The 15361-nt window shown below is 61.3% G+C and carries 10 protein-coding genes; 3 read left to right on the forward strand and 7 right to left on the reverse strand.

What is annotated here, in order from left to right:
• Positions 1–110: 110 nt before the first annotated feature.
• A complete protein-coding gene (locus LAN64_09025) occupies positions 111–3776 on the forward strand; it encodes a carboxypeptidase regulatory-like domain-containing protein (protein ID MBZ5567978.1) in 3666 nt (1221 codons plus the stop codon).
• A gap of 107 nt (positions 3777–3883) precedes the next feature.
• Positions 3884–4867 (forward strand): tetratricopeptide repeat protein, encoded by a 984-nt coding sequence (locus LAN64_09030; protein ID MBZ5567979.1) that lies wholly within the window; start codon positions 3884–3886, stop codon positions 4865–4867.
• Positions 4868–4988: 121 nt separating this feature from the next.
• Here the strand turns inward: LAN64_09030 and LAN64_09035 are convergent, their stop codons facing one another.
• The 3 genes from LAN64_09035 to LAN64_09045 all read right to left on the reverse strand — a co-directional run bounded on the left by LAN64_09035 (position 4989) and on the right by LAN64_09045 (position 9956).
• On the reverse strand, positions 4989–6953 hold the full coding sequence (locus LAN64_09035; protein MBZ5567980.1) for a sulfatase-like hydrolase/transferase: 1965 nt from the start codon (positions 6951–6953) through the stop codon (positions 4989–4991).
• A 138-nt stretch (positions 6954–7091) separates the two neighbouring features.
• Positions 7092–9041: a sulfatase-like hydrolase/transferase gene (locus LAN64_09040; protein ID MBZ5567981.1), complete on the reverse strand. Its 1950-nt coding sequence runs from the start codon at positions 9039–9041 to the stop codon at positions 7092–7094.
• A gap of 75 nt (positions 9042–9116) precedes the next feature.
• Positions 9117–9956 (reverse strand): DMT family transporter, encoded by an 840-nt coding sequence (locus tag LAN64_09045; protein MBZ5567982.1) that lies wholly within the window; start codon positions 9954–9956, stop codon positions 9117–9119.
• 65 nt (positions 9957–10021) lie between these two features.
• On the opposite strand from LAN64_09045, the gene LAN64_09050 reads away from it, so the two are divergent.
• Positions 10022–11983 carry a sulfatase-like hydrolase/transferase gene (locus tag LAN64_09050; protein ID MBZ5567983.1) on the forward strand — a complete coding sequence of 654 codons (1962 nt, stop codon included), beginning with the start codon at positions 10022–10024 and terminating at the stop codon, positions 11981–11983.
• Between the two features lie 47 nt (positions 11984–12030).
• On the opposite strand, the gene LAN64_09055 is transcribed toward LAN64_09050, so the two are convergent.
• The 4 genes from LAN64_09055 to LAN64_09070 form a co-directional block, all read right to left on the reverse strand.
• Positions 12031–13293, reverse strand: a complete 1263-nt coding sequence (locus LAN64_09055) for an alkaline phosphatase family protein (protein ID MBZ5567984.1) — start codon at positions 13291–13293, stop codon at positions 12031–12033.
• Positions 13294–13468: 175 nt separating this feature from the next.
• Positions 13469–14191, reverse strand: a complete 723-nt coding sequence (locus LAN64_09060; GenBank protein ID MBZ5567985.1) for a phosphate uptake regulator PhoU — start codon at positions 14189–14191, stop codon at positions 13469–13471.
• Between the two features lie 161 nt (positions 14192–14352).
• A complete protein-coding gene (locus LAN64_09065) occupies positions 14353–14994 on the reverse strand; it encodes a hypothetical protein (GenBank protein ID MBZ5567986.1) in 642 nt (213 codons plus the stop codon).
• 58 nt (positions 14995–15052) lie between these two features.
• Positions 15053–15355 carry a cytochrome C oxidase subunit IV family protein gene (locus LAN64_09070; GenBank protein ID MBZ5567987.1) on the reverse strand — a complete coding sequence of 101 codons (303 nt, stop codon included), beginning with the start codon at positions 15353–15355 and terminating at the stop codon, positions 15053–15055.
• Positions 15356–15361: the final 6 nt, after the last annotated feature.

Here is a 15361-nt window from a genome sequence, read left to right on the forward strand (position 1 = left end):
GACTTAGGGTCCCAGTAATTTACTGGTTGTAAGCCGTTTGGTAGTGGGGTGCACGAACCACTGAATAATCAGCAATTGTTCTCAATGTTGTTCACTTTCAGGGGGTTGCGATGAGACTACCGTTTGGCCTAGGAAGGGTCGCATTTGCCTGCCTATTGGTTCTGCTGCTCACCACTATGTTGAGCCTTAGCGCTCTAGCTCAAATCCAGAACGGCACGGTGTCCGGAGACGTCACCGATCCTTCCGGCGCCGCCATCGCCAACGCCAAAGTTACCATCAAGAATCAGGCGACCGATTTCACCGCCACCGCCACTTCCAACCAGTCGGGCCACTTTACGGCCAACCAGGTGCCGGTCGGCGCCTACCGGGTGACGGTTGAAGCCCAGGGCTTCAAGTCGGAATCGCATACCAACGTTGTGGTGAACGCCGGTTCGATTGCGCACAACGACTTCAAGCTCCAGGTCGGCGCGGTCAGCGAAGTGGTGGAGGTTACCGGCGCTCCACCGGCGGTCAACACCGAGAGTTCCCAACTAGGACAGGTTGTGACCGGGACGCAGGTGGCCAACCTGCCACTCAACGGGCGCAACGTCTACGACCTGATCCAGATGGCCCCCGGCGCCGTCAACGTGCAGGGCGTGGTCATGGAAAACGGCCACGGCACAGTGGTCAACGGCCTGCGCGAGGACTTCAATGGGTTTCTGGTAAACGGCGTCTCGAATAAGGGTTTAAGCGGCGGCGTGGTCAACGTTCCGATTCAGGACACGGTGCAGGAATTCCAGCAGCTCACGCTCAACAACTCCGCCCAGTATGGCAGCAGCGCGGGCTCCATCACCAACCTGGTGACCAAGTCCGGTACCAACTCCTGGCACGGCAGCGGCTGGGACTTCCTGCGCAGCGACAAGGTCGACGCCAACGAGTACTTCCTGAAGCAGCAGGGAGTGCCGAAGCCCAAGCTGCGCTTCAACCAGTTTGGCGGCACCTTGGGTGGGCCGATTATCAAGGACAAGCTGTTCGTCTTCGTCTCGTACCAGCAGGACCACTTCAACACCATCGCGCCGCCCATCACCACAACCATCGAATCGCCGCAATTCCGCGCTGCCGTAGCCAATACAGGGGCCTTGGCGAGCAGCGTGTCAAACCTGCTGTATAAGAACTTTGTGCCTTCGATCGCCGGCAGCAATTGCACCACCCTTACGCCAGCGGACGTGACGGGGCACGCAACCGGGGTCCCGTGGGTTGATGCCCGGCTCACGGCGCTGGCGGCATCCATTCCGGCGGGTGGAATCCCGTACGAGTGCGACAGCGTCGCCGTCTTTGGCACACAGGTGCAGACGATTGGCAACCTGTTCCAAGGCAAGGAAGCTTCGGGCAGAATCGACTATCAGCCCAGCGACCGCAACCGCTTCTTCATCCAGTACAACTGGCTGCGCGAAAGCGACACCTACGGCCCTTGCACTGCGGCCTGTTCGCGCGGCTTTACCAATCCGACGCGCAACATCTTTCCCACCGGCCAGGCTGTCTGGGATCACACTATCAGCTCCAACATTGTGAACGAGGCCCGTGTCGGCTATACCGAGAACAACACCGGCATTGGCACGGCACTGCCCGGCGTACCCTCGATTTACTTTGACGACGGTACCACTGGCTTTGGCTCCTACAGCGGCTACCCCCAAGTCTTCAAGGAACATCAATACAGCTACGGCGACATGCTTTCCATCAGCCACGGCAAGCACAACTTGAAGGTGGGAGTCGACATCAAGCGCAACATCGAGAACAGCGAGTTCAACATTGCTCGTCCTTCGTATGAGTTCTCTGACCCGGTGATGTTCGCGGTCGACGCTCCTTACTTCGAGACGGCAGGTACCGATCCGGGCTTCATTTCCGGCACCAATTCCGCCCAGTTGTTCGACAATTACCGCCACTGGCGCAACCTGGAAGTTGGCGCCTACTTCCAGGACGACTGGAAGGTCAGCAAGACCTTGACCCTGAATCTTGGTCTGCGCTGGGACCTGTTCACCCGCCACGTTGAGCTGAACAACCAGCAGACGCAGTTCATCTATGGTACGAGCACAACCCTTACCGGCGGCGACGTCTTTAAGAACGGCACGGCATTTGCCGCAGGACTTCAGTCGGCCAATACGCCGTGCATCACGGTAGCGCCGTTCAACAACCGCGGAGTGCTGGCGGGAGAGTGCGGTTCGGGCGGATTCGCCGCCGCGAATTCTCTCGGTTCCGGCGACCACAACAACTTCGGTCCGCGCGTTGGCTTTGCCTGGGACGTCTTCGGCAACGGCAAGACAGCGTTGCGCGGCGGATTCGGCGTCTCCTACGAGGGGACCCTCTACAACCCGCTGTCCAACTCGCGTTGGAACCCGCCGTTCTACTCCTTCGGTGCGGCCGACGACGTGAACCTCGACGGCGGGAATGCCAACGTCATTTATGGCCCCATGGTCTGCACCGGCTCGCTCAACGCGCAGGCCGCCGGCCAATGCATGCCCAGCGGCGCGACCCCAACCTACCTAGGAGGGCCGACCGGCATCGGACAGGGCGTCGGCGTACAGGCCACCGGCAATATCAGCGGCTGGTATCCGGGGAACCCGGACTTCGCCAACCTGACCGGTATCGTGCCGAAGGACATCAAAGACCCCTACGTGTACAACTACTATCTCAGCGTGCAGCATGAAATCCTGCCCAAGCTTTCGCTCGAGGTGGATTATGTTGGGACCCAGGGTCACAAGCTGTTCCGCGCCGACAACACCAACCGAATCCCGGGTGCTCGCTTGCCGGTCGGAAGCTGCGTGACAGATAATATCGGACAAACCCTTTGTGGCTACCCGGGACACGTAATCAATCAGAACTACGGGACACTGCGCACCTGGTTGAACGAGAACTATTCCAAGTACAACGCCCTCCAGGTCGCGGTGAAAAAGCAAACCAGCCACGGACTGTTGTTCAACCTGAACTACACCTGGAGTCACAGCCTGGATGATGGTTCCAGTTGGCATAGCGGTGCTACCACGGCGAATGCCGCAGCAGCCGGCGACTCTTACACTACCGAGTGGATGAATCCGTCGTTGGACTACGGCAACTCCATCTTCGACATCCGCCACCGCGTGGTGTTCAATTACGTGTGGGATATTCCGCTTGGCCACCACAACGGTTTCATGGGGGCCATCCTCAACGGCTGGCAGTACAACGGCATCTGGTCGTTCCAGACCGGCGCGCACTGGTCGCCGTTCAACAAAGCCAGCGCCGTTCTGCTCAATGCTGCCGGAGCGACGTGCACCGCGGCTGATGTCAACAGCGGCAACTGTTTCAACCATGGCGGCGACTTTACGCTCAGTTCCATCGGCTCAACCGATCGGAACGCCCGTCCTAACTTCGTCGCCAGTGGTTTCGGCAGCGCCACTCACGACATGTGGGCCAACGGCTGGGGCGGCGCGTTCGTGTGCACGAGCGGCGATTGCGCAACCTCGACGATGTTCTCCGCTCCCTGCCTAGGCTGCGGCGGAGACCTCCGCCGGAACCAGTTCGTTGGGCCGGGACAGTGGGATGCTGACATGTCTCTCTTCAAGAACTTCAAGGTGACGGAGAGGGTCGGTCTGCAACTGCGCGCCGAGGGCTTCAACGTGTTTAACCACACCAACTTCCTGCTGGCCAGCACGGCTGCTGGGGCCAACGGTCCACACAACCGTATCGACCAGAAGAGCTTCGGCCAGGCAGGGGCGACCTTGAATCCTCGCAACCTGCAGTTTGGGGTGAAGCTGAGTTTCTAGCATTAAGACTTGTGCGGGGCTTACCTCGAAAGGGGTAGGCCATTTTTTTCTGGCCTGGAGGCAGGCCAGCGGAACTGTGCTATAAATCGGAATCTTTGGGGCACCCAATGCGAGGCCGAATCTTTATCCGATTTGCCGCTCTGGCCTTCCTGTTCGCAATTGTTCCGCTTGCCTGGTCACAATCCATGGGGTCCATTGTTGGGGTCGCGCGTGTGGTTCGCGGCAGTTTCCCTGAGCCGGTGCTCGTCAATCTTCAGGTGCGGGGCGCAACGATTCAGTCCACCTATACCGATGCCGAGGGACGATTCGGGTTCAATGCGATCTATGCCAACATGTATCACGTGATGATCAACGACGATCAGTATCAGTCGGTGGATATAGCTGCCGAACTCAGGCCTGACATCCAACCCGTCTACGTGATGCAGGTGATGCTCATGGAGCGCGCGGGCAAATCGCCTGCGACCAGCGGCGCTTATATCGTAAGCGCTCCCGATTTGACCAGGATGTATTCCAAGAAAGCGGTTAAGGAATTCGAGCATGGCGTTAAGTCGGAAGCTCAGGACAAACCTGACGAAGCCATGGATCACTATCGCAAGGCCATCAAGGAGGCCTCAAATTTCGCGGACGCCCACAACAACTTGGGCGCCCTGCTCATTGGCAGATCCCAGTTCGCCGATGCGCAAAAGGAGTTAGAGCAAGCCGTCCGGCTCGCCCCAGCGGACCCCAAGGTCTACTTCAACATGGCCAATCTGCTGCTTCTCACCGGCAGGTTGCCCGACGCGGAGCACTATCTCCAGGAAGGTTTTCGCAAGCAGCCCGACTCCGCCTTCGGCCTGTTTGTGCAAGGATCGGTGGAGGAGCGCAAGGGCAAGTATGCCGACGCGGAACGCGCACTCAAGCGCGCACTGGAACTCAATCCCAAGATGACCCGCCCCCATCTGGAACTGGTGAATCTGTACCTGCTGCAGCAGCGCTCCGACGATGCCATTTCTCAGTTGCGGGAGTTTCTCCGGGTGGCGCCCGCCGATCCGCTGGCGCCCAAAGCGCGGGAAGTCCTGCAGAGACTGGAAACCCCATCGTCGCGGAAGTAGCTTCGGCCGTTCCATCGTTGTTATATCCGTATACGGTGGAAGCACCGGCCTTCAGGCCGGTGGATTGCTTTCCACCCGCAAAATGGGCTTTAGCCCTGGATACACCAACTGTGGATTCGCGCTAGCGCGGGTTGCATAATTTCACATCGAGCCGGCAGGCGGTGGCGTATTCTTGGGCAGCGCGCGCGCCCTGTTGCAGGCGCTCGTAGGCAAAGCCCAAGTTCAAGTGCGCTTCCGCCAAGTCGGGCATCTGCTGCAATGCCGCGCGATAACTGGCCACCGCTTTTTCGAGCTGTCCCGTCTGGCTGTAAGCAATTCCCAAATAATTCAGCAGGACGGGCTTAGACAACCCAAGGTCGACAGCTTGCTGCAGATGTTGCGCCGCTTGGGCGTAATCGCGCGCTTGGAACTCGATCATGCCAATGTCGCGATATGCCAAGGCAAAGTTGGGCTGGATTTCAATCGTTTTATGCAACGCGACCAAGGCTTCTTTCGGCTTGCCGCGGGCCTGGATCCACCCCAGCTCGTACCAAGCACGGAAGTTGCGTGAATTCTTCTCAATTGCCTTCTTCACCCACTTCTCTGCGTCCTCGTCTCGCCCCTGCTCGTGCAGGCTGCGCGCCACCGCGGTCATCGCCTGGTCGAATTCAGGGTTGAGCTGCAGCGCTTTTTCAAGCTGCGTGGTTGCTTCCGCCCATTCCTTCCGGTCTAGCGCCTCCTCGCCGATCATGAACGGAACAACGTACAGGTCGGGATCCTTCTCTAGCACCTGCCGCAGCAAGGCTTCGCCCTCTTTGGGCTTGCCGGCGCGAAACGCGTCGGAGGCTTGCAAGATCGCCTCCAGGACCTGAATTTTGTCTTTGGGATCGGGCAAAGGCTTATCCAGCGCGGACGCCGGCACTGGCGAACGATAAGCCAGGTAGCCCAACGCGCGCAGCTTTTCCGTGACCGCATCGTCGGCGCCGGCGCGCGTTCCGGGAGCCTGCGACGGAGCTCGCGCCACGCGCTCGCTCAACCGTTGCTTCAGCGCCGCCGCGGTTGCGGGTTGGTCGGCGAACAGGTTGTGCAGTTCGCGCGGATCGCTGCGCAAGTTGTAGAGCTCAGGCCGAGGCGCTTCGATGTAGTGGAAGTCGCTGGTCTCGACGCTGCGCAGCGGGTTCCAGCCAAAGGAGCTGAAAGGATAGAACGTCTCGCTATAAGCCGCGTCCAGCCTGGGTTTTGGCAGCAGTGGCGCGGTGTCGAATTGCGCCGAAATGCGATCACTGATTCCCGCCAGCTTGAGCAGCGTCGGCGCCACGGCGGTAATCTCGGCGACATCGTCCAGCCGCCGGCCGCGCTCCGCTCCTCCCGCCGGCTTGATCACCAGCGGCACATGCAACGTGGCGTTGTAGATAAAGAACCCATGTTCCCTCTCGCCATGCTCTCCCAGTGATTCGCCGTGGTCGCTCAGCACCACGATGATGGTGTTGTCGTACAAATGGTTCTGCTTCAGCCACGCGATGACGCGCCCCAGTTGCGCGTCGGCATAGGCGATTTCGCCGTCGTACAGGTGATCGTGATACTCGGAGCGAAACGGTTCCGGCGGATCGTAGCCGCTGTGTGGATCGTAGAGGTGCAGCCAGAAGAAAAACGGCTTCGCAGGGCGATGGTTGAGCCAGGCCAAGCTGTGGTTGACACTTTCCTCCGCTTTGCGCTCCACCAGGCCGACACCGGTCTCCAGAAACGCGTTCCCGGCAAACGCATCGTCGTAGTGGGCAAAGCCGCGCGCCAGTCCCCAGCTTCGATTGAGCACAAACGAACTGATCACGGCCGCGGTCGCGTAGCCGTGATCGGCGAACGCCTGCGCGATGGAGCGGAAGTCCGCCGCCAGCGGCTGTCCGCTGAAGTCCTGCACGCCGTTGTGAAAAGGATAGGTTCCGGTGAGGATCGCAACGTGCGAAGGCCAGGTCAGCGGCACCTGCGAGAGGGCGCGCTCGAAAAGCACTCCGTCCTTGGCCAGTGCGTCGATCGTCGGCGTCTTGACGCTGGTTGCGCCGTAGCATCCGATGTGGTCGGCGCGGACGGTATCAATCGTGACCAGCAGCACGTTGGGGCGAGTTCGCGCTGGCGCCGCTGGCTTGCGCGCAGGAACGTGTCCCGCATTTTGAGCTGCCGCGACAGCGCAGGCCAGCAAAAGTACGAGCCATACGCATCGAGTCGCTTTGGCGATGGACATCATGCTGGCTTACGGGTTGGGCGCTCCCCCCCGCTTCATCTCCTCCACCGCTTCGGCGTGACGGCCCTTGGCCTCCAGCGCCTTCGCCAGCGAGGCGTGCGCACGCGGATTCTCGGGCTGGAGCCGCACCGCATTCTGCAGTTGCTGCAGCGCGTCATCGACCTTCGACTGGTAGAGCAGCACTTCGCCGAGGGCGAGATATCCCTGCGCATATTCGGGATAAATCGTGACCGACTTGCGGAATGCGTCGACGGCTTCATCCATGTGCCCCAGGCGCAGCTCGGCCGCACCCATGTTGAAGGCGGCCGAGAAGTTCGTGTCATCGAGCTTCAACGTCTGCTGGAACGACGCAATCGCGCTTTCATACTGACCCGTTTCCGCATACGACAAACCCAGCCAATAAACCCCCAGCGCGTAGTCGGAGCTGAGCTTCACGACGCGCTGAAACTCCTCCACCGCTTCGGAAAATTGTTTCATGCGGTAATAGTTCGAGCCCAGCAGATAGCGCACCGGCACGGATTCGGGCTCCGTCTTCAGCAGTGGCTTGAGTTTCTCGACCGCATCGGTGTAGCGGTGATGCTGGCTGTCGTCCATCGCGTCGGCGAACTGCTGGTAGAAATCGAGGCGATCCTTGGCGTCGGGGAGATTGCGATTGCTCACCGCCGGATCGCCGCCGCCGGCAAACGCGGTGTAACCGAGCGCTCGCAGCCGCTCGGCGAGTGCGGGATCGAGCGGGGTTTTCTCCGCCATGCCCTGGCCTTGCGTGTACTTGGTTACCACCGAGCCGAGGCGCAACTGCAGTTCCTGCGACACCGCGGGTTTGGCGGCGTACAAATTGTGGAGTTCGCCGGGATCCGAGGAGAGATCGTACAGTTCGGGCTTCGGCCCGTCGATGAACTTGTACGATTGGTCCTGCAAGCCGCGCAATTCGCTCCAGTTGAAATGCAGGCGCGGCAGGAAACTCTCGCTGTAGATCGGACTCGCATCGGCGGTTCTTCCGCGCAAGGCCGCCGCCAGCGTGCGTCCCTGCACCGCCTTGGGGACCGCGATCTGCAATTCGCCAAGGATGGTCGGCAGCACGTCCACCGTGCTGACCGCCTGCGTTACCTGGCGACGCGCACCCGCCGCGGGCAGCTTGAAGATGAGCGGCACGTGCAAGGTGGAGTTGTAGATGAAAAAACCATGGTTCTCTTCACCGTGATCGCCCAGGCCCTCGCCGTGATCGGCCAAGAAGACAATCAGGGTATGGCCATACACACCTTTTTTCCGCAAAAAGGCGAGAATGCGCCCAAGCTGCGCGTCGGCGAAGGCGATCTCGCCGTCATAAGGTTGAGCCTTGAAAGTTTCGCGATAAGGTGCCGGCGGATTATACGGATGATGCGGATCGTAAAGGTGCACCCAGAGCAGAAACCGCTTCTGATAGTGCTGCTCCAACCAGCGCAGGGCTTGGTCGACAACCACGTTGGCCGGGCGCTCCATGGCATCGAGATTGGTTTCCAGCAGGCGGTTGAAATCGAAGTGGTCGTAGTAGAAGTCGAAGCCGCGATTCAGGCCAAAGCGCGAATCGAGCACGGCGGAGGCGATCACCGCCCCGGTCGTGTATCCATTGTCCTTCAGGATGGAAGCCAGCGTCGGCTGGTTCGGGCTGACGCGGTTGCCGCTGAAGTCGTGCATGCCACTCAGCATCGGGTAGGTGCCAGTGAAGATCACCGTGTGCGACGGAAGCGTAATCGGGACCGGCGTGAATGCCTGCTTGAAAAGCACGCCATCGGCGGCGAGGCTGTCAATGTTCGGCGTCTGCGCTGGCTTGTAGCCGTAGCAGCCGACGTGGTCGGCGCGCAGCGTATCGATGGTAACGATCAGGACGTTCGGCTTATCGGAAACCCCCGCCCAGCCGGCCTGTGCGGCGAGACAGCACAAACAGAGGATCGACGCCCGAATGAAATTGCGGAGACGCATGACAGGAAACACTGCAAGTGCGCTTTATTATATATGGTCGTGCGCGCCACGGGCGGCATGGAGCGCGCGCCGGGCTCATCTTCCGGCGATCATGGCAACCGCGAAAAGCGCGAGCACCATGCCGGCGAACTGCAACCGCGAAAGATGTTCCTTCAGCACCAAGCGGGCCAGTACGACCGTGCTGGCGGGATAGAGAGAGGAGAGCACGGCAGCCACGTCCAGGCGGCCGCGATGGGCGGCGGCGACGAACAGCGCATTGGCGCCGGAGTCGAAGACGCCCGCCAGCAGCATCCAGGACAGCGCGGCGTGGCCCATGTTCCAAGCGCCGCTAGACAGCAGAAAAATGGCCAGCATCAGAAGCGTCGAGGCAGCGCGGGCGGAGACCAGCGGCCAGAACACCGATTGCGATCCCGCCAGCTTGATGCAGAGAAGAAAGCCGCCGAAACCGATGCCGGCGAGCACGGCGAGGGCGAGGCCTTTGGATTTACCGGAGGCGCCGTGCGGCGAGGCGATCATCCAGATACTCAGCATCGCCAGCGTAAACCCGATTATCTGAACCGCATGCGGCAGACCTTCGGTGATGAAGCTGAACAGCAGTGGAACCAGCGCGGTGATCACGGCTGAGAGAGGCGCGTTGATGCCCATGGTACCGATGGCCAAAGCCTTGTAAAAGGCCGCCAGGCCGATGCCGCCAATCACGCCCGCGACCGCTCCCCAAAGCAGGGTGGTTGAACCCGGAACCGGTTCGCCGAACAGCAGGGCCAGCGACAGCATGAACACCAGGCCTGTGGCGTGCGCGACCACCACAACGTTGAAAGCGTTGGCGGTCTTGGCGGCAATGCCACCGCTGAAGTCACCTGCGCCCCAGGTGACGGCGGCGGAGAGGCTCAGAGCGGGAGAAGTGAGGTCGGGCACGCGTCAGGTCTTTCGAGTTTGCAGGAACGGCAGTATAACGCGGTTTGTGCTAGCCTGACCCACTGATGCGTGCCCGTTTCTCCCACCTCGCTTTGTTTCTCAGCGCAGCGACGCTGCTGCAAGCGCAAGCCAAACCTGGCACCACAGCCGAGCCGCGGCCGCGCCCCGACGTTTATCTGATCACCATGGATACGCTGCGCGCGGACCATGTCGGCTGCTATGGCTACAAGCGGGTGCAGACGCCCAACCTTGATGCCGTGGCGGCGGACGGCGCGCGCTTCACCGAGGCGTTCACCGTCAGCCCGATTACCAACAGCTCTCACGCCAGCATTCTGACCGGCGATTATCCCTCCACGCATGGAGTGCGGGATTTCGGCTCGCCCCTGGCGGCGAAATATCCGACCTGGGCGGAACTGCTGAAGGGAAATGGCTATCACACGGCGGCGTTCATCGGAGCGGTGATTCTCGATAGCAAAGCGCTGGCGCCGGGCTTCGACCGCGGCTTCGACTTCTACGACAACTTCCCCGAGAAAGCTCCCGGCAAGTCGCGTTGGGGGCGGGTGGAGCGCCGCGGGATGGAGGTGGCGCAGCGCGCGGAAGACTGGCTGCGAGCCCATCGCGCCGCCCCGCAGTTTGTGTGGGTGCATTTCTACGACGCGCACGATCCCTACGAGCCGCCGGCGCCTTACAGCGAAAAATACAAGGACCATCTCTACGATGGCGAGATTGCCTATGCCGACGCTGCCCTGGGGCATTTCCTTCGCTTCCTGCGGCAACAAGGCCGGTACGACAACGCGCTGGTAATCATCGTGGGCGACCACGGCGAGGGTTTGGGCGAGCATCGCGAGGACACCCACGGCATCTTTCTTTATGACTCGACCACGCATGTGCCGCTGCTGATCAAATTGCCGGGTAGCGCGCGTGCAGGCCGGACCATCGCTGCGCAGGTGCGCACCACCGACCTGCTGCCCACGGTGCTGGACGTGCTGGGCATCAAGGCGCCGTCGAAGTTCGATGGAACGTCGTTGAAGCCAGACCTCCAGGGCAGCGAAACTGCCGATCGGCCAGCGCTGGCGGAAACGGAGTATCCACTGCACTTCGGGTGGGCGCCGCTACGGGCGGCGCGCGCCACCGGCTTCAAGTACATCGAAGGGCCGCAGCCGGAGCTGTACGACCTACACGCCGATCCCGGCGAACTCCACAGCCTGTACGCGCCGTGGGACGCGAAAGTCCGGGAACTGCGCGCGATGGTGGCAACGCTGCCGCCGTTGAACCCGACCTCGGAGGGAGCGGTGGGCCCAGAGAAGATCGCCGAGTTGAAGGCGCTGGGATATTTTCCCGAGACCCGCGGCTCGACAACGGTTCCCGAGCCGTCGCTGCTGCCCGATCCCAAGGACAAGATCGAAATCCAAAATTTGATTCACAAGGCCGATCTTGCTATCGAGGATGGCAGGACAGAGGAAGCACGCGCCGATTTGCAGAAGGCGGTTGCGCTGGATGCGTCGTCGGCGCCGGCGCTATCAGAGCTTGGGCAAGTGGAAATCAAGGCGGCGGACTACCCGCAAGCTGCCGAACATCTCGCGGCCGCAGTCAGCCTGCGCCCCAGCGACTCCAACGCTCTCTACTACCTGAGCGTGGCGCGCGCGAAAGCCGGAGACCAAGCAGGCGCGGCGGAGGCGCTGGAGCAAAGCCTCAGGTTGGCGCCGACACAATTCGAGGCCCGATGGCTGTTGGGTGAGGTATATGGTCGAAGCGGTCAACGGAAGAAAGCAGCGGACGAGTTGGAGGCCGCGGTCCTGATGCAGCCGGAAAACAGCGGAGTCAGGCTGGAGTTAGGACGCATTCTGCTGGAGGACAAAGAATATTCCGCCGCCGTCCGCCAGCTTGAGCAGGTAACGCGCCTGCAGCCGAAGAATGCCGCGGCGTACACCCTGCTCGAACAAGCCTACCGTGCCACCGGCAATGAGGCCGAGGCCCGCAAAGCGGCCGCCAATGCCGCGCGCCTGGGGCCGAAGAGAACCCCATAAATAAAAAGCCCGGCCTTGGCGGGACCGGGCTCGTGCAACCAAGACGCTCAGTGCGAGTGTTCCGCCGACGCCGGTGCCGCCGAAGCGGTTTTCACCGGGGCCACGCCGCCGGTAAAGATCTCCGTCAGCACATGACCCTGCATCTCCGGCCCAGGCTTGATGCCGTAGATGTACAGCAAGGTGGGAGCGATGTCGAACACGCTCGCCTCCAAGCCCATCAGCCGGTTGTCCTTCTTGATGTTCGGTCCCATGGCGATGATGGAGCCGGGAACGTCGTCGCCGTCGGCGAAGTCATGCTTGGCGATCACCGGCGTCGTCTTCTCGTGATCCATGTGCGCGTGCGGGTCGGTTTGTTCGAACTCGCGCAGCGGCTTGATGCCATGGTCGGAGATCATGAACACGTAGGTGTTCTCGTCGGTGTGCTTCAGGATCGTCCCCAAGACCTTGTCCATGGCGATGTACTGGTTGGGGAATGCATTGAGGCGCACATCATTGATCTTCGGGTTGTAGCCAGCGTTGAAGGGCTGGATGGGATAGAGCCAGTGTCCGACGCGGTCCTCGCAGGACTGGCCCAGGAAGGTGAAGTCCTTGGGATGGTGAGTCAGCAGATAATCGAACAGCTTGGTCTGCTGCGCGCGAATCAGGTCCACCTTGGCCAGCCAGGCGTTGACTACCTGTGCTTCCTTGCCCTTGAGTTCCTCGGCGGAGGGCATGCGGGAGCAATCGATGTAGTAATCGCCGACGTTGGTGAGCAACTCCTGCTTCAGGCTGTCGGGATAGACCGCCTTGCCGCCTTCGACCTCCGTCAGCTTGGGAGCGCACAGGACGCCGTCTTCGCAGTCCTTGCCGCGGGTAAGCATGCCGCTAACCATATAGCCGTTGACCGGCATTACCGGGAAAGTCGCCGGGACGTTGGCCATGCCGACCGTCACCCCCGCCTTGGAGAGGAAGGACCAGATGGGCTCCTCTTTCAGCATGTGGGTGTTGGCGGTGATGCCGTTCACCAGGAAGCCGGTGACGCCATGCTCGGCCGGCGGCGTGCTCGTAAAGATGGTGCTGTAAACCTTGGGGCAGTTAGGCGCCTCGACGGTGCGCAGTTTTCCGTAGGTGCCGTTCTTGATCAGGTGCGCCAGGTTGGGCAGCTTCCCTTCTACCAGGAGCGGACGAATGATGTCCCACTCCATGCCGTTCACACCAAAGACAACGACGCGCGGACGTGTGGAAGCATTCGCATTCTGCGCCGCCACGGGAAGCGCGGCCAGGCATAGCACAGCCAGGCAAATACCGATGCCGGTCAATGTCCTTTTCATGGGAGAAACCCTCGTCTTCTAGAAAAATTGCCGCAATTCGAGGAACAATTCACCCCAAAGATATGCACGAATTATACTCCATAGCGGGCACGAGAAGAACCCATTGCTGCCCGAGATAAGCAGGTTTTTTCCAGTGAGTTTCGGGACCGGCGGTAAGGCCAAAACCCGCGCCCCGTCAGCGTTTTGCGCTCTGGCGGCGCATGAAGTCTACGAACATCTCCTCGAAGGGCTTGTCGGCAGCGCGCAGCAGGTGGCGCACGCTGCGGCCAGTCAGCAGATGGCAGACTTCCTCCCCCATGTTCTTGGCGTGGTCCCCGGCGCGCTCCAGGGTCTGGGTCATGAAAACCAGGTGGAAGCTCTCCAGGCACACGTGTTGTTCGGGATTATCAATGTGGCGCACGAACATGAGGTTGCGCAGGCGGTCCATCTCGGCGTCGGCACGCAGGACGGCAAGGGCACGTTGCAGGTCGCGATCACGAAATGCGATGAGGGCGTCCGAGAGCATCTGTTGCAGCAGCACGGCCATGTGCTTCAGGTCGGATGCGTCCAGTGGCTCAATGCGCGCGGCGACGGCAGCGGCGCGGTTGGCAACGTTCAACAGCAGATCGCCGATGCGCTCCAGTTCCAGGATGAACTTCAGGCATGAGAGAAGTTCGCGGGCCTCGCCTTCGCTTACGCCGGCAATGGCGGTGGTGACACCTTCATTGACCTGACGATCCAGCGCGTCTAGATCTTCCTCGTAACCGCGGACGGCATCGAGCGGTTCAGCGGCGCCGGTGGCGATGCCCAGGGCTGCGGCGGCCGCCGCCCGGCGCGCGATTTCGCAGCCGCGCAGCGTCAGCTCCCGCATCTGTTGGGCGGAGGGTTGGGGCATGTCGCTCGATGCTGCGGCGTTCATCAGCGACCTCCGAGTGCTGCCGTGAGTTTCTACAGTATGCGCTGCAACAGCCCGTTATGGGTCGGATGCAACACAAATTTTCCGGACTGCGCGCAGTCCATATTGGTCCTGAACTACCACCCAACGCAAGCAGTCTCCGCCCGTTTTTGCTCGCAATCCTCTCAGTTGGACTTTGGGGTCTCATCCGTGCCCTGAGCAACTCCGCCCACACGGGCAATCTCGATCAAGCTGCCGTCGCCGCGCGCGCGCACCTTGATGGTGACCATGCCTTGGTCGCTGCTGAACACCATGCTGTTATCGGCGCCCACCACCCGGAGCGCCGCCTGCGGATACTTCCGCCGATAAAACTCGATAATCTTCTCCGGGGTGGCGTCGCTCTCAAATTTCGCCGCCGCCACCTGCATGCCGCCGAAGCCGACCGCGGCGCTGCCCTTGATGCCGCGCGCTCCCGGATACACCTCCACGCCGAGCTGCTTGGCGACGGCCGTGGGCTCATCGGCCGTGATCGTGCCGAACGGAGTCGTGACCACCGCCGAATTCGACCCCGCCTCAACCCGCACCCGGCGCGCCATTTTCTTAAGGGCGAATACCGTCCCGACGGTGGCCACTGCACCCAGCGCAACTATCACCGCCAGGACAATGAGGACGATGCTCAGCGCATTACGGCCGGTGTTTTGGCGCACCATGGGCGCCGCCTGAGCCGGGGCTGACGCCACCGCCGACGCAGCGACGCCGGCGCCACATTTCGCGCACACTCGCGCGCTATTGTCCAGGGTCGCGCCGCAAGCCGTACAGAAAGCCATGCATTCACCTCGGGAAACAGTTCATGATAGCTGAAAAATGGAACAGCGGGACGCGCGCTCAATGCCCGGCCACACCCAGATATCCGCGGCTCAGGTAGTCGGTCATGCTCAGCGCCAGCAGGATCCCCAGCCAGAAGAAGCCGGCAATGACCACCACCCAGGTAATCTTCTGGTCTTCGTAGCGCACGTGCATGAAAAACAGGATCACCAGCAGCGCTTTGATGACGGCGATTACCATCGCCACCACGGTGCTCCACTCGCCCAGGTCAATGCGCGACAACCCGGCGGTCAGCACCATCAGCGCCATCAGCGCGACCCAGACCACGATGTACGTCTTGCGCGATACTACGTGCTCAGCCATGTCCTT

Source organism: Terriglobia bacterium (assembly GCA_020073185.1).
Lineage (GTDB): Bacteria > Acidobacteriota > Terriglobia > Terriglobales > Acidobacteriaceae > JAIQGF01.

Excerpts from the sequence above, each read along its gene's own strand:
- LAN64_09070 (MBZ5567987.1), bottom strand. The coding sequence starts at position 15,355 with ATGGCTGAGCACGTAGTATCGCGCAAGACGTACATCGTGGTCTGGGTC.
- LAN64_09050 (MBZ5567983.1), top strand. The coding sequence starts at position 10,022 with ATGCGTGCCCGTTTCTCCCACCTCGCTTTGTTTCTCAGCGCAGCGACG.
- LAN64_09040 (MBZ5567981.1), bottom strand. The coding sequence starts at position 9,041 with ATGCGTCTCCGCAATTTCATTCGGGCGTCGATCCTCTGTTTGTGCTGT.
- LAN64_09060 (MBZ5567985.1), bottom strand. The coding sequence starts at position 14,191 with ATGAACGCCGCAGCATCGAGCGACATGCCCCAACCCTCCGCCCAACAG.
- LAN64_09055 (MBZ5567984.1), bottom strand. The coding sequence starts at position 13,293 with ATGAAAAGGACATTGACCGGCATCGGTATTTGCCTGGCTGTGCTATGC.
- LAN64_09030 (MBZ5567979.1), top strand. The coding sequence starts at position 3,884 with ATGCGAGGCCGAATCTTTATCCGATTTGCCGCTCTGGCCTTCCTGTTC.
- LAN64_09065 (MBZ5567986.1), bottom strand. The coding sequence starts at position 14,994 with ATGGCTTTCTGTACGGCTTGCGGCGCGACCCTGGACAATAGCGCGCGA.
- LAN64_09025 (MBZ5567978.1), top strand. The coding sequence starts at position 111 with ATGAGACTACCGTTTGGCCTAGGAAGGGTCGCATTTGCCTGCCTATTG.